This is a genomic window from Nonomuraea sp. NPDC050680, assembly GCF_040654555.1.
Lineage (GTDB): Bacteria > Actinomycetota > Actinomycetes > Streptosporangiales > Streptosporangiaceae > Nonomuraea.
Window position 1 is genome coordinate 744,771 of record NZ_JBFAIF010000004.1, and the last position, 17,292, is coordinate 762,062.

General features: G+C 67.9%; 16 protein-coding genes. 9 read left to right on the forward strand and 7 right to left on the reverse strand.

Annotated features, from left to right (window positions below; all coding sequences use genetic code 11):
• Positions 1 to 71: 71 nt before the first annotated feature.
• From AB0H88_RS19035 to AB0H88_RS19045, 3 genes are all read right to left on the reverse strand, one after another.
• Positions 72 to 536, reverse strand: a complete 465-nt coding sequence (locus AB0H88_RS19035) for a hypothetical protein (RefSeq protein ID WP_357646063.1) — start codon at positions 534 to 536, stop codon at positions 72 to 74.
• Between the two features lie 44 nt (positions 537 to 580).
• Positions 581 to 1,750: an MFS transporter gene (locus tag AB0H88_RS19040; protein ID WP_357646065.1), complete on the reverse strand. Its 1,170-nt coding sequence runs from the start codon at positions 1,748 to 1,750 to the stop codon at positions 581 to 583.
• 233 nt (positions 1,751 to 1,983) lie between these two features.
• Entirely contained in the window at positions 1,984 to 2,967 is a 984-nt protein-coding gene (locus tag AB0H88_RS19045) for a LacI family DNA-binding transcriptional regulator (protein ID WP_357646067.1), read from the reverse strand.
• Between the two features lie 169 nt (positions 2,968 to 3,136).
• Between AB0H88_RS19045 and AB0H88_RS19050 the strand changes: the two genes are divergently transcribed.
• Genes AB0H88_RS19050 through AB0H88_RS19060 form a run of 3 tightly spaced genes read left to right on the forward strand, consistent with a single transcriptional unit; the run spans position 3,137 to position 5,314 of the window.
• Positions 3,137 to 3,946: an NAD(P)H-binding protein gene (locus AB0H88_RS19050; RefSeq protein ID WP_357646069.1), complete on the forward strand. Its 810-nt coding sequence runs from the start codon at positions 3,137 to 3,139 to the stop codon at positions 3,944 to 3,946.
• Positions 3,943 to 4,443, forward strand: coding sequence for a TIGR03618 family F420-dependent PPOX class oxidoreductase (locus AB0H88_RS19055; protein WP_357646071.1), 501 nt, complete (start codon positions 3,943 to 3,945; stop codon positions 4,441 to 4,443). The genes AB0H88_RS19050 and AB0H88_RS19055 overlap by 4 nt, the downstream gene beginning before the upstream one ends.
• 10 nt (positions 4,444 to 4,453) lie before the next feature.
• Positions 4,454 to 5,314 carry a haloalkane dehalogenase gene (locus AB0H88_RS19060; protein ID WP_357646072.1) on the forward strand — a complete coding sequence of 287 codons (861 nt, stop codon included), beginning with the start codon at positions 4,454 to 4,456 and terminating at the stop codon, positions 5,312 to 5,314.
• A 139-nt stretch (positions 5,315 to 5,453) separates the two neighbouring features.
• Here the strand turns inward: AB0H88_RS19060 and AB0H88_RS19065 are convergent, their stop codons facing one another.
• Positions 5,454 to 6,545 (reverse strand): winged helix DNA-binding domain-containing protein, encoded by a 1,092-nt coding sequence (locus AB0H88_RS19065; RefSeq protein ID WP_357646074.1) that lies wholly within the window; start codon positions 6,543 to 6,545, stop codon positions 5,454 to 5,456.
• A gap of 141 nt (positions 6,546 to 6,686) precedes the next feature.
• Here AB0H88_RS19065 and AB0H88_RS19070 point away from each other — a divergent pair, with 141 nt between their 5' ends.
• From AB0H88_RS19070 to AB0H88_RS19080, 3 genes are all read left to right on the forward strand, one after another.
• Positions 6,687 to 9,029 carry an excinuclease ABC subunit UvrA gene (locus AB0H88_RS19070; RefSeq protein ID WP_357646076.1) on the forward strand — a complete coding sequence of 781 codons (2,343 nt, stop codon included), beginning with the start codon at positions 6,687 to 6,689 and terminating at the stop codon, positions 9,027 to 9,029.
• 158 nt (positions 9,030 to 9,187) lie between these two features.
• The gene (locus tag AB0H88_RS19075; RefSeq protein WP_357646078.1) at positions 9,188 to 10,201 is read left to right on the forward strand and encodes an ATP-binding cassette domain-containing protein; all 1,014 of its coding nucleotides are present in this window, start codon (positions 9,188 to 9,190) and stop codon (positions 10,199 to 10,201) included.
• Positions 10,198 to 11,001, forward strand: coding sequence for an ABC transporter permease (locus tag AB0H88_RS19080; protein WP_357646080.1), 804 nt, complete (start codon positions 10,198 to 10,200; stop codon positions 10,999 to 11,001). Before AB0H88_RS19075 ends, AB0H88_RS19080 begins: the two co-directional genes overlap by 4 nt.
• Before the next feature lie 54 nt (positions 11,002 to 11,055).
• Here the strand turns inward: AB0H88_RS19080 and AB0H88_RS19085 are convergent, their stop codons facing one another.
• Entirely contained in the window at positions 11,056 to 12,030 is a 975-nt protein-coding gene (locus AB0H88_RS19085) for a YafY family protein (RefSeq protein WP_357646082.1), read from the reverse strand.
• Between the two features lie 81 nt (positions 12,031 to 12,111).
• Here AB0H88_RS19085 and AB0H88_RS19090 point away from each other — a divergent pair, with 81 nt between their 5' ends.
• Both AB0H88_RS19090 and AB0H88_RS19095 read left to right on the forward strand, forming a co-directional pair.
• Entirely contained in the window at positions 12,112 to 12,936 is an 825-nt protein-coding gene (locus AB0H88_RS19090; RefSeq protein ID WP_357646084.1) for an NAD(P)H-binding protein, read from the forward strand.
• 550 nt (positions 12,937 to 13,486) lie between these two features.
• Positions 13,487 to 13,924: a nuclear transport factor 2 family protein gene (locus AB0H88_RS19095; protein ID WP_357646086.1), complete on the forward strand. Its 438-nt coding sequence runs from the start codon at positions 13,487 to 13,489 to the stop codon at positions 13,922 to 13,924.
• A 52-nt stretch (positions 13,925 to 13,976) separates the two neighbouring features.
• On the opposite strand, the gene sigJ is transcribed toward AB0H88_RS19095, so the two are convergent.
• Entirely contained in the window at positions 13,977 to 14,900 is a 924-nt protein-coding gene (sigJ, locus tag AB0H88_RS19100) for an RNA polymerase sigma factor SigJ (protein WP_357646088.1), read from the reverse strand.
• Positions 14,901 to 14,984: 84 nt separating this feature from the next.
• Positions 14,985 to 15,767, reverse strand: a complete 783-nt coding sequence (locus tag AB0H88_RS19105) for a DeoR/GlpR family DNA-binding transcription regulator (RefSeq protein WP_357646089.1) — start codon at positions 15,765 to 15,767, stop codon at positions 14,985 to 14,987.
• A gap of 220 nt (positions 15,768 to 15,987) precedes the next feature.
• On the opposite strand from AB0H88_RS19105, the gene AB0H88_RS19110 reads away from it, so the two are divergent.
• Positions 15,988 to 17,292, forward strand: coding sequence for an extracellular solute-binding protein (locus tag AB0H88_RS19110; protein WP_357646091.1), 1,305 nt, complete (start codon positions 15,988 to 15,990; stop codon positions 17,290 to 17,292).

A 17,292-nucleotide genomic window follows, 5' to 3' on the forward strand; every position in this document is an offset into this window, starting at 1 on the left:
CATCGCGAGTGACCTAAGTGATACCTCCCAATTTGCCCATAACGCCGTGATATGGGGCGCAGCGCGCGCGGTCAGGTGGCGTCATCCAGCTGTTCGGCCACCCGCTCCAAGCCGTCCTTGATGAGCCGCCCATAGTCGTCGTCGCCAAGCACTCCGATCCCGGCTCGGGCCTGCTGGAGATGCTCACGGGCGCGAGCGAGATCGCCCAGCTTGCGATAGCACTCACTCAAGTTCAGGTGCAACGACGGATACAGGCCCGCCACCGGAAGCGCCACCCCGACCTGCGCCACCTGCTCATCGGTGACCCGATCGGCGGCGGCGAGCGCCCGCAGATCCCACATCAGCTCCTGGCGCACGTCGTCCTGCACATCGGCCATCGAGTGGGCCAGAACGCAGACATGCAGCGGATCGCCTTGCTCGCCGTCGATGTCATCCCAGATCTGCGCGAACAGCTCGCGAGCGGCGTCACGCTGACCTCGGTGGTGATGTAACTCCACTCCCTGGCTGATCCGGGCCATCGTCGAGTCGGCGGTCATCAGCGGCTCCTTCACCGGTCGGGCGGCAGCGGCGGCCAGCCTACTCACTCGTCGTGGGCGATGAGCATGAGCTGCCGCCACAACAGCACGACGAACACCGCGGAGCCGGCGAAGGCGAACCAGAAAGGCGCCGCGACACCGAAGCGGGCGGCCAGGACACCGCCGATCAACGAGCCGACCACCAGACCGGCGTAGCAGCTGATGCTGTAGACACTGCCCACCCGGCCCTGGAGTTCGTGCGGGACCGCGCGCTGGCGGACGGTGACCGAGGTCGTGCCCCAGATGAAGGCGTGCGCGCCGAAGGCCAGGAAGATGGCTCCGGCTACCCACGGTGAATGGGTCAGGGCCAGGCCCAGGTGGGTGAACGTCTCGATGATGAGTCCGATCCGCATCAGAGCGCCGAGACTCACGCTACGGGTGATGGCCCCGTACAGGCCGGTGCCGATCAGACCGCCGATCGCGCCGACGGTGGTCATCAGGCCGAACCCCATGGCGCCCAGACCGAGCTGTTCCTGGGTGTAGAGGACGAGAACCGACCAGGCCGCGCCGAAGGTGAAGTTGAAGATCAGGATGGTGAGCGCCAGCGTGCGGACCGGCGCGTGCCGCATGGTCCAGGTGAACCCGGCGATGAGTTCCCGTACGGTGTCGGGCTTGGGGCCGTCGGCCTGCCGGCCGTGCGGCGGCAACGTGATCCGGGAGACCAGGACGATCCCCGCCATCACCAGGAGCAGCTGGCCCGCGAACGGCCAGGTGAAGCCCAGCCCGAACAGTGCCGCCCCGACCGGCGGCCCGGCGAGCTGATTGAGCGTGATGAATCCGGTGCCCAGGCGGGCGTTGGCGATGACGAGATCGTCCTTGCCGACCATCATGGGAGTCAGCGTGGCCGTCGCGCTGTCGGCGAACACCTCGGCGATGGACCGGAGCGTGAGCGCCGCCAGCGCCGTCGCCACGGTCACGGTGCCGGTCATCATGAGCGCGACGAGCGCCGCCAGCACCATGGCCCGTACCGCGTTCGCGACGAGCACGATCCCGCGCCGGTCGTGCCGATCCGACAGCACACCCGCGTACAGGCTGAACAGCAGCGGCGGCGCCCACCCCACCAGGGCCGACAGCGAGATCAGCAGCGGGTCGCGGGTCAACGTCGCGATCAGCAGCGGTCCCGCGGCCGCAGCGACCCCGTCACCGAGATTCGTCAGCCAGCTCGAGGCCAGCAACCATCGAAACCCTGTCCCCAGCCGGGCAGGCAGGACCCTCTCCACCATGGTGACCACGAGCGCAAGATCCTACGTTTGGGAGGGTTCGCCAGCAACGCATTTTCCGTCCACTCGCTATGCCGCGAGGAGGGTCCTCGCCCTGACCGACCACGGCGATGGTCGCGCCGTCGTCCGCTTCAGCCACGGGTCAGGCGGACTCGCGGATCACCAGGCTCGCGGTCTCGGACCCCGGGTCAGGCGGACTCGCGGATCACCAGGCTCGCGGTCTCGGTCCGTGGGGACTGCGGCGAGCGCGCGCCGTCCGCTCGCAGGATCATCTCCGTCAGGTGCCCGGCCACGGTCTGGGTGTGCTGATCGACCGTGGTCAGGGGCGGCACGGCGAAGGGCGCGAGCGGGATGTCGTCCACGCCGATCACCGCGAGGTCGCCGGGGGCGGCCAGGCCCGCGATCCGCATCCCGGCCAGCAGCGCGAACGCCGTCTCGTCGTTGTAGGCGCAGACGCCGTCGACACCCGCGGCATGCCAGCCGCGCGCCGCCTCGGCGGCCGTGGCCGTGTCGAGCGGGACATCGCGTACGTCCGGCGGCTCCAGCTCCAGCTCGGCACAGGTTTGACGGACACCGCCGAGACGCAGGTGGTAGAAGTCGCGTACGCGCGGATCGTCCGGCGCCGCGTAGCCGATGCGGCGGCGGCCGGTGGCGGCGAGATGTCCGGCCTGAAGGCGGCCGATCTCGGTCTGCGGCAGCGTCAGGACGTTCTCGCCGCCGCCGTCGAGCCGGGTGCTGACCACCTTGATGCCGGCCGCCCGCAGGCTCGCCCGGTCTTCCGGGGAGATGGCGGTGAAGGCGACGATGGCGGTCGGCTCCAGCTCGCGGGCGAGCGCCGCCAGGGGCAGGCGGCGTTCGCGCCGGGTGATCGCGGTCAGGCCGTGTCGTTCGAGGTCGTCGGTGAGGTGCTCGACGAGCTGGGCCAGCGTGGCGCCGAGCGGCACGTCGGACAGCACGATCAGCACGAGGTCACTACGGCCCCGGCGCAGGGTGCGCGCGGCGGCGGAGGGTGCGTAGCCGAGCTTGTCGACCGCCGCGAAGATCCTGCTCCGGGTCTCCTCGGAGATCTTCTGGTGCGGCACGTTGTTGAGCACGTAGCTGACCGTGGTCTGCGAGACCCCGGCCTCCCTGGCCACATCGATCGAGGTGATCCGGCGCTGTCTGGCTGCCATCCACACCCCCAGTACGGCTCCGGGCTGAATCGTAACAGTGGCGTCGCCAGAGGCCGGCCGGAAGATATCTGAGTAAGTCATCCAACTAACTGTGGACAAGCACTCCGCGAAGACACTAGAGTTCTTCTCAGTCAGCTAACTAACTAAGAAACTGATCGGGAGCAACATCATGATCGTTGTCACGGGCGCCACGGGTAACGTCGGACGCGAGCTCGTCAGCATCCTCGCCGCGGCAGGCGAGCAGGTCACGGCCGTGTCCCGCCAGCCCGCCCAGTTCGCCGAGGGTGTACGGCACAGCCAGGCCGACCTGAACGACCCCACGAGCCTCCGCTCCGCGCTGGAGGGCGCCGACGCGCTCTTCCTCCTCGTGGCCGGAGACGACCCGCACGGAATCCTGAAGGAGGCCGCGGACGTCAAGCGAGTCGTCCTGCTCTCCTCGCAGGGAGCGGGCACCCGTCCCGAGGTCTACCGGCACCCGGCCCTGTTCGAGCGGGCGGTGCGCGAGTCGGGGCTGGACTTCACGATCCTGCGGCCGGGCGGCTTCGACTCCAACGCCTACGCCTGGGCCGAATCCGTCCGGACGCGGCGCACCGCCGCCGCGCCCTTCGGGGACGTCGGACTGCCGACCATCGACCCGGCCGACATCGCCGCGGTCGCGGCCGCGGTCCTGCGCGAGTCCGGGCACTCCGGGCGTACCTATGAGCTGACCGGCCCCGCGCTGGTCACCCCGCGCGAGCGGGCGGCGGCGCTCGGCGCGGCGCTCGGCGAGCCGGTGCGGTTCGTGGAGCAGACCCGCGAGGAGGCACGCGCGCAGATGCTCCAGGTGATGCCCGAGCCCGTCGTCGAGGGCACGCTCGCCATCCTGGGCGAGCCGACCGCGGCCGAGCAGAGCGTCAGCCCCGACGTCCAGCGGGTGCTCGGCCGCGCGCCGCGCACCTTCGCCGACTGGGCCGCGCGCAACCTCCCCGCCTTCCGATGAACCCGGCTTCCCGTCGTCCGGACCCGTCGGCAGGCACCACTCGCCTGCCGACGGGCGGCCCTCGCCTGCCAGAAGGCGCCCGTCGCCTTCCGGGAGACACGGCTCGCCGTCTTCCGGCGGCCACGGCGCTCGCGGGCTTCCTCGCCGAGCCGCACGTCGCCACCCTGACCACCCTGCGTCCCGACGGCTCGCCGCATGTGGTCGCGGTGCGCTTCACCTGGGACGAGGTGGCGGGGCTGGCCCGTGTCCTGACCATCGGCAGCACCCGGAAAGCCAGAAACCTCGCCCGGCAGGGCGGCCGTGCGGCGCTCTGCCAGGCGGTGGGGTTCCGGTGGGTGACGCTCGAGGGCGTCGCCACTGTGCACGACGTCCCCGATCGGGTGTCCGAGGGCGTCAGACGCTATGCCAAGCGTTACGGATCGCCGCCACCCCATCCGCCCGGCCGCGTCGTCATCGAGATCGTGGTCGATCGCATCACTCAGCTCAACCTTGACTAAGGACTGGATCATGGCTTTTCTCGACATTCTCGACTCGACCCTGCACTACCGGGAGTCCGGCGCCGGGACGCCGATCGTCTTCCTGCACGGCAACCCGACCTCGTCCCACCTGTGGCGAGAGGTCATGCCGGCCGTGGGACCCGGACGGCTCCTGGCCCCCGACCTGATCGGCATGGGCGAGTCGGGCAAACCTGATATCGACTACACCTTCGCCGATCACGCCCGTTACCTGGATGCCTGGTTCGACGCGCTGGACCTCCAGGACGTGGTGCTGGTCGGGCACGACTGGGGTGGCGCCCTGGCCTTCGACTGGGCCACGCGGCACCCGGACCGGGTGCGCGGCATCGCGTTCACCGAGACCATCGTCAAGCCGATGACCTGGGAGGAGTTCCCCGAGGGCGGCCGCGAGCTGTTCCGGGCGATCAAGACAGAGGGCGTCGGCGAGGCGATGATCCTGGACGACAACGTCTTCCTCGAGCAGGGGCTGCCGGGCACCGTCGCCACACCGATCTCCCAGGGAGATCTCGACGTCTACGGCAAGCCGTACCCGACGCGCGAGAGCAGGCGGCCGCTCCTGCAGTGGCCGCGCGCGATGCCGCTGGGTGGCGAGCCCGCCGACGTCGTGGCCAGGGTCGAGGCGTACGACCGGTGGCTGGCGGCCAGTACGGAGGTGCCCAAGCTGCTGCTCACCTTCGCGCCCGGGCCGGGGGCGATGATGCACGAGGACATGATCGCGTGGTGCGCGGCCAACATGGCCGCCCTGGAGATCGAACACTCCGAGGAGGTCGCCGGACACCACACCCCGGAGGACCACCCCGTCCTGATCGCCACGGCCATCTCGGCCTGGGCGGACCGGCACGGCCTCCGCTAACGGTGGCGGACGACCGCCTGACGCACCACGCCGCCCCGCCCGACCGCCCGGCCTCCCCGAAGAGATCCGCAGAATCGCATCGTCGCTCCCCAACGCGCAGCCCTTCAGGTAAGCGAGGTCGGGAACCGCAGAGACCCCACTAGGGGGAGTCGACGGATTGGAACCGGATGTCATGGTTGTCGGCTTCCGCCGCCGCGAAGCGCAGGAGGCGGGCGCCTTCCTCGATCACGGGGGCCTCGTCACCTCTGGGCAGGGGATCGAAGAGCCTGATGACCAATGTCGCCGTGCTTTTGTGCCGCTTGATGCTCCAGAGCCCGTGTACGAAGCCGTCCACGGTCATCGCCGCCTCGACGATGGTGTGCCTGCGCTGTCCGTCGGTCATCATCCGGGTCCGATCGGCGTGGCCGAGCACCACGTTGTCGAGCGCGGCGAGGAAACGGACGGGCGCCGGCACGTCCGGGTCGGGCCGTGGCGCGTCCGGGAGGTCGAACAACTCCCCTCCGGCCTCGTTCCGGAAGACACGCAACTGCGGCTGGAGCGATTCGACCACTTCGCGCAGCCGGGTCATTCCGCTCCATGCCTGGATGTCCTTTACCGTGGCCGGACCGAAGGATGAGAGGTAGCGCAGGATAAGTCCGTGTGCTGCGGGGGCGTCGGCCAGCGGCCGGCCGAGCCACCTGTCGGCGAGCGTGAAGGGAGTCGTGCCTCGCCGTCCCCAGGTGCCATCGGGCGGCGGGTGCACCACCGCCAGCAGCCCCTGCGCCGACCGGGCCAGTGCGACAGGGTCGCGTCCGGGCCACCGTTCGGTCAGTGCCCTGCCGAGCTCGGGTCTGGTCAGTGTGTCCTGATCGAGGGCCGTCCGCACCGCGGCGGCCAGCTCGGTGAGGTCCATTCCAGCGGTGAACCTGCCGAATGCCCCCTTCTGCCAGCGATCCAGCATCGGCTGTAACAGCGGCCGAAGCCACAGGTAATCCTCGGCGGCGACCAGGTGCTGGGTTCCCCGGAAGAGCGTCGCGCGTACCACCTTCCGCTGGTACAGCAGCCGCGTCAGATCATCGAGACGGAAGTCCTCGATCCTGGTCCACAGCCCGACGTACGGCGGGTCGGGGTCCTGGGCCTGCAGGCCGACGAGGCGCTCGATCACGTTGAGCGCGGGCATGTCCGCCCGGCGCAGGAGCAATTGCCGTTCCAACGTCGCCCGGTTGAGGCTTCGGCGGGTAAGGATCGTCATGACATTCCCATGAGAGTAGGCGGGTCGCCATCCGGCCAGACCCGGGAGGGCAGCCAGCGGCACACGACTCTGGCACCGGTCGCGGACAGTTGCTGACCGCGAACGCTCCTAGCGTCGGCTGCCATGACGCAAGAAGATTCCATGACCGTTCCGGCGACCGGCGACACGGGCCACTCCTTTGCCGAATCGCTGTCGGCCGGCGGCGGGACGGACCAGGCGCGCATCGCCGACCGTGACGACATCCGCATCGTGGGAGCGCGTGAGCACAACCTCAAGGACGTGTCACTGCGGATACCGAAGAACAAGATCACTGTCTTCACCGGGGTCTCCGGCTCGGGTAAGTCCTCCATCGTTTTCGACACCCTGGCCGTCGAGGCGCAGCGCCAGCTGAACGGCACCTTCAGCTGGTTCATCCGCAACCAGCTACCGAAATACCAGCGGCCGCACGCGGACGCCATCGAGAACCTCACGGCGCCGGTCATCGTCGACCAGAAGCCGGTCGGCGGCAACGCCCGCTCGACCGTGGGCACGATGACCGACGTCTACTCGATGATCCGCGTGCTGTTCTCCCGTTATGGCAGGCCGTACAACCCACCCGGTGTGTACTCCTTCAACGACCCGCAGGGCATGTGTCCAGGCTGCGACGGCCTCGGCCAGGAGCGACGCGTCGATGTGGAACGGATGCTCGACCGGACGAAGTCACTCGACGACGGAGCGATCCGGTTGCCCACCCACAAGGTCGGAAGCATGGACTGGCAGCAATACGCCAACTCCGGCCACTTCGACACATCGAAACCGCTGTGCGACTACAGCGATGCTGAGTGGCACATGCTGCTGCACGGCAGCGGCGGCAAGGTGACGGTGAGCACGGCGAACAGCACTGTGACGCTCACGTTCGAGGGCATCGTGGACCGTTTCGCCCGGACCAACCTCAAGCGGGACCTGAGCTCGCTGAGCGAACGCGGCCGGGCCAACGTCGAGCGGTTCATCACTTTCGGCGACTGCGCCGCCTGCGAGGGAACTCGACTGAATCCCACCGCACTCGCGACGACGATCGGTGGCGCTTCCATCGCGGACTGGTCCCGTATGGAGGTCAGCGAACTGATCAAGCGCCTCGACGCCATTCAGGACCCGGTGGCGACGCCGATCGCTGACGGCATCCGCACCGCACTCGAGCGCATCGACGCGATCGGCCTGGGCTACCTGTCCCTGGACCGCGCGACCATGTCGCTCTCCGGTGGCGAGACGCAGCGGCTGAAGATGGTGCGCCACCTCGGCAGCAGCCTGATCGGGATGACGTTCATCTTCGACGAGCCGAGCACCGGGCTGCATCCGCGTGACGTGGGGCGGCTCAACGACCTGCTGCGGATGCTGCGGGACAAGGGCAACACGGTACTCGTCGTCGAGCACGACCCGGACGTCATCGAGATCGCCGACCATGTCGTCGACATCGGTCCGCGGGCCGGCGTCCATGGTGGCGAGATCGTCTTCCAGGGGACGTTCGAGCAGCTGGAGAAGGCCGACACGCTCACCGGTGCCGGCCTGCGGCGCACCGGCTCGGTCAAGGACGTCGTCCGCCAGCCGACCGGAAAGCTACCGATCGAGGGGGCGAACCTGCACAATCTCACGAACGTGTCAGTCAGCTTCCCGACCGGGGTGCTCACGGCCGTCACCGGTGTCGCGGGGTCAGGCAAGAGCTCGCTGGTCGCCGAGGTGTTCATGAGCACCTACCCGGAGGCCGTCTTCGTCGATCAGTCGGCCATCAGAGCGTCATCACGCTCCACCCCGGCCGGCTACCTCGATGCGATGGACCCGATCCGTAAGCTGTTCGCCAGGGCGAGCGGCGTGTCGGCGAGCCTGTTCAGTTTCAACTCCGCGGGCGCCTGCGACGAGTGCAACGGCCGTGGTGAACTCGTCACCGAGCTGGCGTACATGGACCCGGTGCGGACGCCCTGCGGCTCATGTGACGGCCGCAGGTTCAAGGAGGATGTGCTGGCGCACCTGGTGCGCGGCAAGTCCATCGCGGACGTGCTCGAACTGCCCGCCGAAGACGCCGTCGCGTTCTTCGCCGAGGACGAGATCAACGGCAAGCTGGCCGGTCTCGTCGAGGTGGGACTTGACTACCTCACCCTCGGCCAGCCGCTGAGCACGCTGTCCGGCGGTGAACGGCAACGGCTGAAGCTCGCTGGCCGGTTGCACCGTTCCGGCTGCGTCTACGTCCTCGACGAACCGACCACCGGGCTGCACATGTCCGATGTGGAAACCGTTGTCGGCCTGATGAACAGACTGGTGGATCAGGGCAACACGGTCATCGTCATCGAGCACAACCTCGACGTCGTCCGGCAGGCCGACTGGGTGATCGACCTCGGTCCAGACGGCGGTAAGCACGGTGGGGAGATCGTGTTCACCGGCACGCCAGCGGAACTGCTCACCGCCAACGGCTCGGCCACCGGCGAGTGCCTTCGCCGCCGCCCTACAGCCTGAGCCGACCCGCCATTACGCCTACACCCGCGGAAACGTGCCGGTCGTCGCGGTCGATGGCGGACCGAAGCTGACCGCGACGAGCCCTACGGTCTGATCCGACCGGCCACGGACGTACGGGGTGCCGATGTGATCCCGCGCCCGCAGATGATGGAGGAGTAATGGCAGATGCGATTGTCGCTGAGGGACTGTTCAGGCGTTTCGGTTCGACCGTCGCGCTGGACGGTCTTGATCTCACCGTCCGGGAGGGCACGGTGACAGGCCTGCTCGGCCCCAACGGCGCCGGCAAAACCACGGCGGTGCGGGTGCTGTCCACTTTGCTTCGCCCCGACTCGGGCTGCGCCGTCGTCGCCGGGCTGGATGTGCGGACCGATGCGGTGAAACTGCGCGGAAGGATCGGGCTGTCCGGGCAGTACGCCGCCATCGACGACGATCTCACCGCCAGGGAGAACCTCACAATGATCGGCAGGCTGTATCACCTCGGCGCCGCGGCCAGCGTCAAACGGGCCGATGAGCTGCTCGAACGATTCGACCTGACCCAGCACGCCAACCGCCGGGTGAAGGGCTACTCGGGTGGCATGCGCCGCAGGGTGGACCTGGCGTGTGCCGTGGTGTCCAAGCCGGAGGTGTTGTTCCTGGACGAGCCGACGACCGGACTCGACGTCCGCAGCCGGATCGGCATGTGGGAGGTGATCGGTGAGCTGGTGCGGGGCGGCAGCACACTGCTGCTCACCACGCAGTACCTCGAGGAGGCCGACCAACTGGCCGACCGGATCGCGGTGGTGGACCACGGCCGGGTGATCGCCGAGGGCACGTCGGAGGAGCTCAAGGCCCGCATCAGCGGGGAACGTCTTGAGCTGACTGTGGCCACCCCGGCGGAGGTGTCCACGGCACGCACGTTGCTCCGGGAAATCGCCCAAGGCGCCATCACGGTCGATGAGGAGCACAACCATGTGATCGTGCCGGTGGACGATGGACCGCAGGCGCTGGTCGCCGGTATCCGGCTGCTCGACGACGCGCACGTGCGGCTGGTCGGTGCCGATCTGCGCAGGCCCAGCCTGGACGAGGTCTTCCTTGCTCTGACGGCCCGTCACATCCCGGTTCTCGATGCCGCCGACGAGCGCGGCCACGCGGTCGGCATGGTCAGCGCCAAGACGAAGGAGCAGGTCAAGTGAGTGCCTTGAGCCAGGCCATCGGTGACGGTTTCACACTCACCAAACGCAATCTCCTCAAGAACCTGCGCAATCCGGACATCGTGGTGTTCTCCAGCGCGGCGCCCATCGCGTTCGCTCTGCTCTTCGGATTCGTCTTCGGCAGCGCGATCACCGTGCACGGCTCGAACTACCGCGAGTTCATGATCGTCGGGATCTTGACCCAGACGATGTTGCTGACCGCATCGAACACCGGGGTGGGCATCGCCCATGACATGAGGCAGGGCTTGGTGGATCGGTTCCGGTCGCTGCCCATCGCGCCGTCCGCGGTACTGGTCGGCCGGACCAGCGGAGACGCGGTGAACAACCTCGTGGTGATCGTCCTTATGTCGTTGACCGGCCTGCTCATGGGGTGGCGGATCCGGTCGTCGTTCCTCGATGCGGCCCTAGCCTTCCTGCTGCTGTTCCTGTTCGCCTACGCCGCTTCCTGGATCACCGCGGCGATCGGGCTGACCGCGAAATCACCCGAGGTAGTGTCCAACGCGATGCTCATGTTCCTGCTCCCGTTCACGTTCATCTCGAACTCGTTCGTGCCCAGCGAGGGTCTGCCTACGGTCTTGCGGGTGATCGCGGACTGGAATCCGGTCTCGGCCGTGGTCGAGGCTTGCCGGCGGCTGTTCGGCAACATCCCGCCGGACCGACCCGTACCGGAGGCGTGGCCGTTGCAGTATCCGGTCCTGTCGTCGTTCCTGTGGGTGACGCTGATTCTCGTGATCTTCGTCCCGCTTGCGATCCGCCGGTACCAGAAGGCGATGAGTAAGTAGCCCGTCAACCGCCGTGCCCGGTCGATGGCCGTCTGGTCGGTGCGGATCTCACGATCAGGCTTGGGAACCCGCCTGCGGCCACGCGGCCCGCTGGAGGCGGGCCGTCAGCGTCCGGAGGTGCTCCATCAACTCGGGTGGCTCGAGGACGTCGAACTCGAAGCCGAACGCGGCCACCCATACCGCGAGATGGTCGAGGCTGTCCGAGCCGATGCGCAGGATGCAGGTGTTCTCGTCAAGGGGTTCCACCATGCCGAGGGTGGGTGGAACCTCGTCGGCCACCTCCCCGGCCGAGCCGTGCATGGTGAGCACGGCCTGGTAGCGGTGGCGGTCCGTGGTCATGTCCCTGGCGAGGTAGCCGGCCAGGTCCTCGCTGGGGAGTGGCCTCGGGGTGAACCGGGGCCCGAGAGGGCTGCGTAGGGACAGTCTGTCGACTCGGAACGTCCGCCAGTCCGACCTCCCGGTGTCCCAGCCGAAGAGATACCACCGCCGTCCGCCGGTGACCAGCCGGTAGGGCTCCACGTCCCGCACGGTGTCCGCGCCGTTGCTCGAGACATAGTCGAACCGCAGCCGTCCATGGTCGCGCACCGCCGAGGCGATCGCGGTCAGCGTCGACGGGTCAACCGTGGGGCCAGGCATCGGCATGGCCACCAGCGCCGAGCTGAGCGTGTTCACCTGGTAGCGCAGCCGCGAGGGCAGCACCTGGTCCAGCTTGGCCAAGGCCCGTACGGAGGTTTCGGCGATGCGTGTGACCGCACCGCCGGCCGCCGTTCGCAGCCCGACCGCCACCGCAACCGCCTCTTCGTCGTCGAGCAACAGCGGGGGCATCGAGCCACCGGCGCCTAGTTGGTAGCCGCCGCCGACGCCGCCGATCGCATTGATCGGATAACCCAGGACCCGCAGCTTGTCGACATCGCGACGTACGGTCCGCGGGCTCACCCCAAGGCGCTCGGCCAGCTCTGTTCCCGACCAGTCCCGATGGGCCTGCAGCAATGCCAGCAGACGGAGCAGCCGAGCGGAGGTCTCCAACATAACGACGATTGTCGCGTTGATCGCGGACAGGAGCTGACCGCGAGCACTTCTAACGTCTGTGCCACGACGAAAGGAATCTCAATGACCATCCTTGTAGCCGGTGCCACCGGCAATGTTGGCCGTCCCCTCGTTGAACAGCTGCTGGCGGCCGGACACCGTGTCCGTGCTCTCACCCGCAACCCGGCGAAGGCCGACCTTCCCGCGGGCGCCGAGGTGGTCGCCGGCAACCTGGCCGAGACCGCGAGCCTGTCCGCGGCCTTCTCCGGCGTCCGCGCCGCACACCTGATCAACTTCAGCGGGGAGGACTTCTCGCCGCTGACCAACGGTCTGGAAATCGTTGACCTGGCGAAGAAGGCCGGGGTGCGCAAGGTGACGGTGCTCAAGGGAGAAGCGACGAAGAGCCCGCTGGAGAAGGCCATCGAGGGCAGCGGCCTGGAGTGGACTCACCTGTCGCCGGTGGAGTTCATGTCCAACGCCCTGGAGTGGGCGGAGTCCGTACGGGCCGAAGGTGTCGTCCGTGAGGCGTTCGCCGGCTCCAGGAGCGCGATGATCCACGAGGCTGACATCGCCTCGGTCGCCGCGACCGCGCTGACCACCGATGGCCACGCCGGCCAGGAGTACTGGCTGACCGGGCCGGAGGCGCTGACCCCACCGGAGAAGGTTCGCACGATCAGCGACGTCCTCGGCCGCGACGTGGGCTATATCGAACTCACCAAGGACGAGATCGTCGCGCAGTGGCGCCAGACTGGCTATACCGACGAGGACATCGAGTTCTTCCTGACCATGCGGACCAACCCGCCGCAGGCCGGCTACACCGTGCTGCCCACCGTGGAGGAGGTCACCGGTAGGCCGGCCCGGACCTTCGCGCAGTGGGTGCGGGAGAACGCTGCGGCCTTCGGTGCCTGACGTCGGATACGGCCCGGCGATTCCGAAGATGTCCCACAGCACTTAGGTCGGGTCGCCTGGGGAAATCGCCTGAAGTGCGACTCGCCCCAGGCGACCCGACCTAAGTCGTTCGTCACTCAGAGCGGGTCATGATCCTCGCGCGTCCGTCAAGTATCGCGACGGCGGATACGACATCGTTACTCGCTCCTAGCGGTGGATCGTTCTGGGCGGCATGACCCTACGTGCTGAAGCGGCCCGTCGGGAGATCCAGTTCCTGCCTGCGCGATTCAGCCAACATCCGGTGTGCTCCGGTGCAGCCGCAATCCAAGAGCGAGCTGTCTGCGGCGATCCGGGCCGGTCTTGGCGGGGCCGGCCAAGACCGCTGCGCTCTGGCATGGATGGTGAGATCGGCGCGTCGCCTGACATCGCGCATGGCTACGTCGTCCTAACGATGAACCGAATGTTCCAGTCGGGCAATCCCTACGGCACCTCCCACGTGGCCGGCGATGGCCCGCCCAGCGAGGTGATCTTGCAGGCCTGATCCAGCACGGGATTATGAACGGAGGATGCGATGAATTCGAACGAGTCCGAGGTTAGGGCGCTCTTGGAGAGCCGAGTCGATGCCTGCCAGACAAAGGACGTTGACCGACTCATGTCACATTACTCTTCCGACATTGTTTATTACGATGTCGTCCCGCCTCTTCAGTTCGCGGGATCCGATCAAGTCCGCGGCAACTTTGTGCGGTGGTTCGATGAATATGCTGGCCCCATCAGCCTGGAAACGCACGACCTTACCCTTGCGACGGGGGAAGATATCGCGTTCGCGAATATGCTCCACCTGGACTCCGGAACACGCAAGAACGGACTCCAGAGCGCGATATGGGTACGATCGACAGTTTGCTGCCGACGGTCAGGCGACAAGTGGTTGATCACGCACGAACATATCTCAGTGCCGATCAACCCTGAGAACCTGCAGGCCTGGTTCCCGCCAGGGTTTGAGCCGGCCTGATCGTTCATGGGGCGCCGCACCGGCTGCGGCCTCAGGGGATGAGCGGCACGCGTCAGCCTGTCGTCCAGGGCCGGAGCTTCTCAGGGTTCCGTACTCCCCAGATGTGCTTGATCCGGCCACCCGTGACCTCGAACGCCATCACTGCCACAGTGATGCCGTCCAGCTGGAGCACCAGACCGGGCTGACCGTTGACCGTACGCTCCAGGATCGTCAGATCGGGCGCCATGCCGGCGACGTCGACGCAGTAGCGCGCGACCTGCTCGCTGCCTTCGATCGGGTGGAGGCCGGCGCTGACGAGGCCGCCGCCGTCGCCGATCGCCGTAACGTCGGGGTCGAGGAGGCCGATGAGGGCGTCGATGTCCTTGGCTTCCCACGCCTGCTTGAAGTCTCTGACGATGCCGGCCTGCTGGGCCGCCGGAGTCGCGGGCGCCTGCGAGGCGCCAAGACGGCGGCGGGCCGAGGAGGCCAGCTGACGACAGGCCGCCGGGGTACGGCCGACGATCTCGGCCACTTCGGCGAAGGAGTAGCGGAAGACATCGTGCAGGACGAGCGCGACGCGCTCGGCCGGGGTCATCGACTCCAGCACGACCAGGAAGGCCATGGTGATCGACTCGTCGAGAGTGACACGGTCGACCGGGTCGCCCGACCGCCCGGTGATCCACTCCGTGGGGTCGGGCAGCGGCTCGGGGATCCATTCGCCGACGTAGCGTTCGCGCCTCGCGCGGGCCGAGCCGAGCAGGTCCAGGCAGATGCGGCTGGCGACCTTCGTCAGCCAGCCGCGGGGGGATTCGATGGCGTCCTGCTGCTCCGGGGTCATGGCGTACCAGCGGGTGTAGGTCTCTTGTACGACATCCTCGGCATCGGCCAAGGAGCCGAGGAGGCGGTAGGCGAGATTGATCAGCTTGCGCCGCTCGCTCATGATCACGCTCAGGCCCGGATCGAGCCGGCCGCCTCCTGGCTCGGATGGGGTGGTCATGGTGTCGCCGACTTTCTTCTGTCCCAGGTGCTCTCCCCAGTACGACGAGACGACACCGCGGAATGTGAGGCGACGCGCCTTGGGCTAACCGGCCACCTCGACGTTGTGCCGCCGGTCGCGCAGGCGCTGGACGGCCTTGTCCGGTGCGCCCGCGTCCACCACGATGACGTCGAACTTCTCCAGCGGCGCCACCCGGTGCAGCGCCACCCGGTCGAGCTTGGTGTGGTCCACCGCGAGGACGCAGCGCGTGCCCGCGGTCACCATGGCCCGCTTCACCAGCACGATCTCCTGCTCCTGGTGGAAGGCGTGCCGGTCGGAGATCGCCGAGGTGGAGACGATCACCATGTCGGTGTTCATGGCCTGGACGGAGTCGACGCAGCCGACGCCCAGGAACGAGTCGTGCGTCGGATGGTATTCGCCGCCCAGCGCCATGAGCCGGATGCCGGGCACGGGGGCGAGCAGCCTGATGGCCTCGAGGAAGTTCGTCACCACGGTCAGGGGGGCCACCTCACCGAGATGGCGGGCGACGGCCAGCGCGGTCGTGGAGTCGTCGATCATGACCGAGCTGCCCGGCTCGATCAGCCCCACCACGTGGCGGGCGATCGCCTCCTTCTCCTCGGTCTGGGCCGTCAGCCGGTAGGCGATGTTGCTCTCGAAGACGCTCGACCCCTGCGCGCTCGCGCCGCCGCGGTATTTGCGCACCATGCCCTGGAACTCGAGCTCGTCGAGGTCGCGGTGGACGGTCATCACGCTCACGCGGAACACCTCCGCGAGCTCGCTCACCGAGGCGGAGCCGTGCCGCATGAGATGCTCCGCCATCGCCTGGCGCCGGACGACTCCCCTGTCCGAGTGCTGACGTGATTTCACCCGCGCCCTCCCGATCTAGATGACAGAACGATGACAGCGCGATGGCAGCTGTGATGACAGCGCATCGTAGCGCGGCGCGCACCCTTGACACCCCTGCGGAACGGCTCGTAGTCTCCTCGCACCTTCACAACTTCACACGTTTTAACGTTAGATGTAACTCATTAAAACGTTCTCATCCCTCGGGAGCCCCCCAATCCCGTCAGACCGAGGAGACAGTGCTATGACCGAGCTACGCGACGCCAGGCTGAGCCGCGTTCAGTTCTTCCGCATGATGGGCGGTCTCGCGGTCGCCGCCGCGGCGACCGCGTGTTCGACCAAGCCACAGCCCACCGGCTCCACCGGTTCGGGACAGGCGTCCGCCGTCGAGCTGCGGTTCGTCGGCGTGGCCGACCAGAAGGCGCCGATGGACGAGCTGGTGGCGGCCTACAAGCAGGCCAAGCCGGGCGTCACACTGGCCACCTCGTTCGCGCCGACCGACCAGGTGCAGACCTCGCTGCGTACCCAGCTCGGCGCGGGCAACGCGCCCGACGTGCACGTGGTCTACCCGGGCAGCGGCAGCGCGATGTCGATGGACCAGATCGCCGGGGCCGGGCTGCTGGCCGACCTGTCCGACCAGGCGTGGACGCAGACGATCCCGACCGGTTTCAAGCCCGCCTTCCAGAAGGACGGCAAGACCTACATCTACTCGGCCGGCTCCTCGGTCATCGGCGCGATCTACAACAAGAAGGTGTTCCAGGAGGCGGGCGTGGACGCGCCGCCGACCACCTGGACGGAGTTCCTGGCGGTCTGCGACAAGCTGAAGAAGGCCGGCAAGACGCCGATCGCCCTGGGCGCGCAGACGCCGTGGGTCACCCAGCTCATCACCTACGCCCTCGTCCCCTCGACCGTGTACGCCAAGGACCCCACCTTCGACGACAAGCAGGCGGCGGGGCAGACCAGCTTCGCCAAGTCCGGCTGGCGCGAGGCGATGGAGATGTACATGGAGCTGCAGAAGCGCGGCTTCTTCAACGACAAGCCGAACGGCACCACCTTCGAGCAGCAGATCTCGATGGTGGCCACCGGTAAGGCGGGCATGGCCATCCAGGTGTCCGCGGTGCTGCCGGACTTCCGCAAGTCGGCGGGCAGTCCCGACGACCTGTCGATGTTCCCGCTCCCCGGTGCGGACACGGCGGACCAGGTGTGGATCCCGGCCGGCGTGGTGGTCGGCCTCGGTGCCGCCGCCAAGGGCAAGAACCTGGCCGAGGCCAAGGCGTTCATCGACTTCCTCGGCAAGCAGGAGAACATCAACCGCTGGGCCAAGGCGATCGCGGCCATCCCGCTCACCCAGGACGCCTCCTCCACCATCGACCCCGCCGTGCAGTCGTTCCTGCCGTTCACCAAGGACCGGGCCGTGCCGTTCATGGACCAGCGCTGGCCCAACGCCGAGGTGCAGCCGGTCCACTTCGCGGTGATCCAGGACCTGCTCGCCGGCAAGATCAAGATCGATGACGCGCTGCGGAAGATGGACGAGGCCTACGCCAAATGA

Coding starts and splice junctions, on each gene's coding strand:
- AB0H88_RS19035 (WP_357646063.1), bottom strand. CDS start 536: ATGACCGCCGACTCGACGATGGCCCGGATCAGCCAGGGAGTGGAGTTA.
- AB0H88_RS19045 (WP_357646067.1), bottom strand. CDS start 2,967: ATGGCAGCCAGACAGCGCCGGATCACCTCGATCGATGTGGCCAGGGAG.
- AB0H88_RS19050 (WP_357646069.1), top strand. CDS start 3,137: ATGATCGTTGTCACGGGCGCCACGGGTAACGTCGGACGCGAGCTCGTC.
- AB0H88_RS19055 (WP_357646071.1), top strand. CDS start 3,943: ATGAACCCGGCTTCCCGTCGTCCGGACCCGTCGGCAGGCACCACTCGC.
- AB0H88_RS19060 (WP_357646072.1), top strand. CDS start 4,454: ATGGCTTTTCTCGACATTCTCGACTCGACCCTGCACTACCGGGAGTCC.
- AB0H88_RS19065 (WP_357646074.1), bottom strand. CDS start 6,545: ATGACGATCCTTACCCGCCGAAGCCTCAACCGGGCGACGTTGGAACGG.
- AB0H88_RS19070 (WP_357646076.1), top strand. CDS start 6,687: ATGACCGTTCCGGCGACCGGCGACACGGGCCACTCCTTTGCCGAATCG.
- AB0H88_RS19075 (WP_357646078.1), top strand. CDS start 9,188: ATGGCAGATGCGATTGTCGCTGAGGGACTGTTCAGGCGTTTCGGTTCG.
- AB0H88_RS19085 (WP_357646082.1), bottom strand. CDS start 12,030: ATGTTGGAGACCTCCGCTCGGCTGCTCCGTCTGCTGGCATTGCTGCAG.
- AB0H88_RS19090 (WP_357646084.1), top strand. CDS start 12,112: ATGACCATCCTTGTAGCCGGTGCCACCGGCAATGTTGGCCGTCCCCTC.
- AB0H88_RS19095 (WP_357646086.1), top strand. CDS start 13,487: ATGAATTCGAACGAGTCCGAGGTTAGGGCGCTCTTGGAGAGCCGAGTC.
- sigJ (WP_357646088.1), bottom strand. CDS start 14,900: ATGACCACCCCATCCGAGCCAGGAGGCGGCCGGCTCGATCCGGGCCTG.
- AB0H88_RS19110 (WP_357646091.1), top strand. CDS start 15,988: ATGACCGAGCTACGCGACGCCAGGCTGAGCCGCGTTCAGTTCTTCCGC.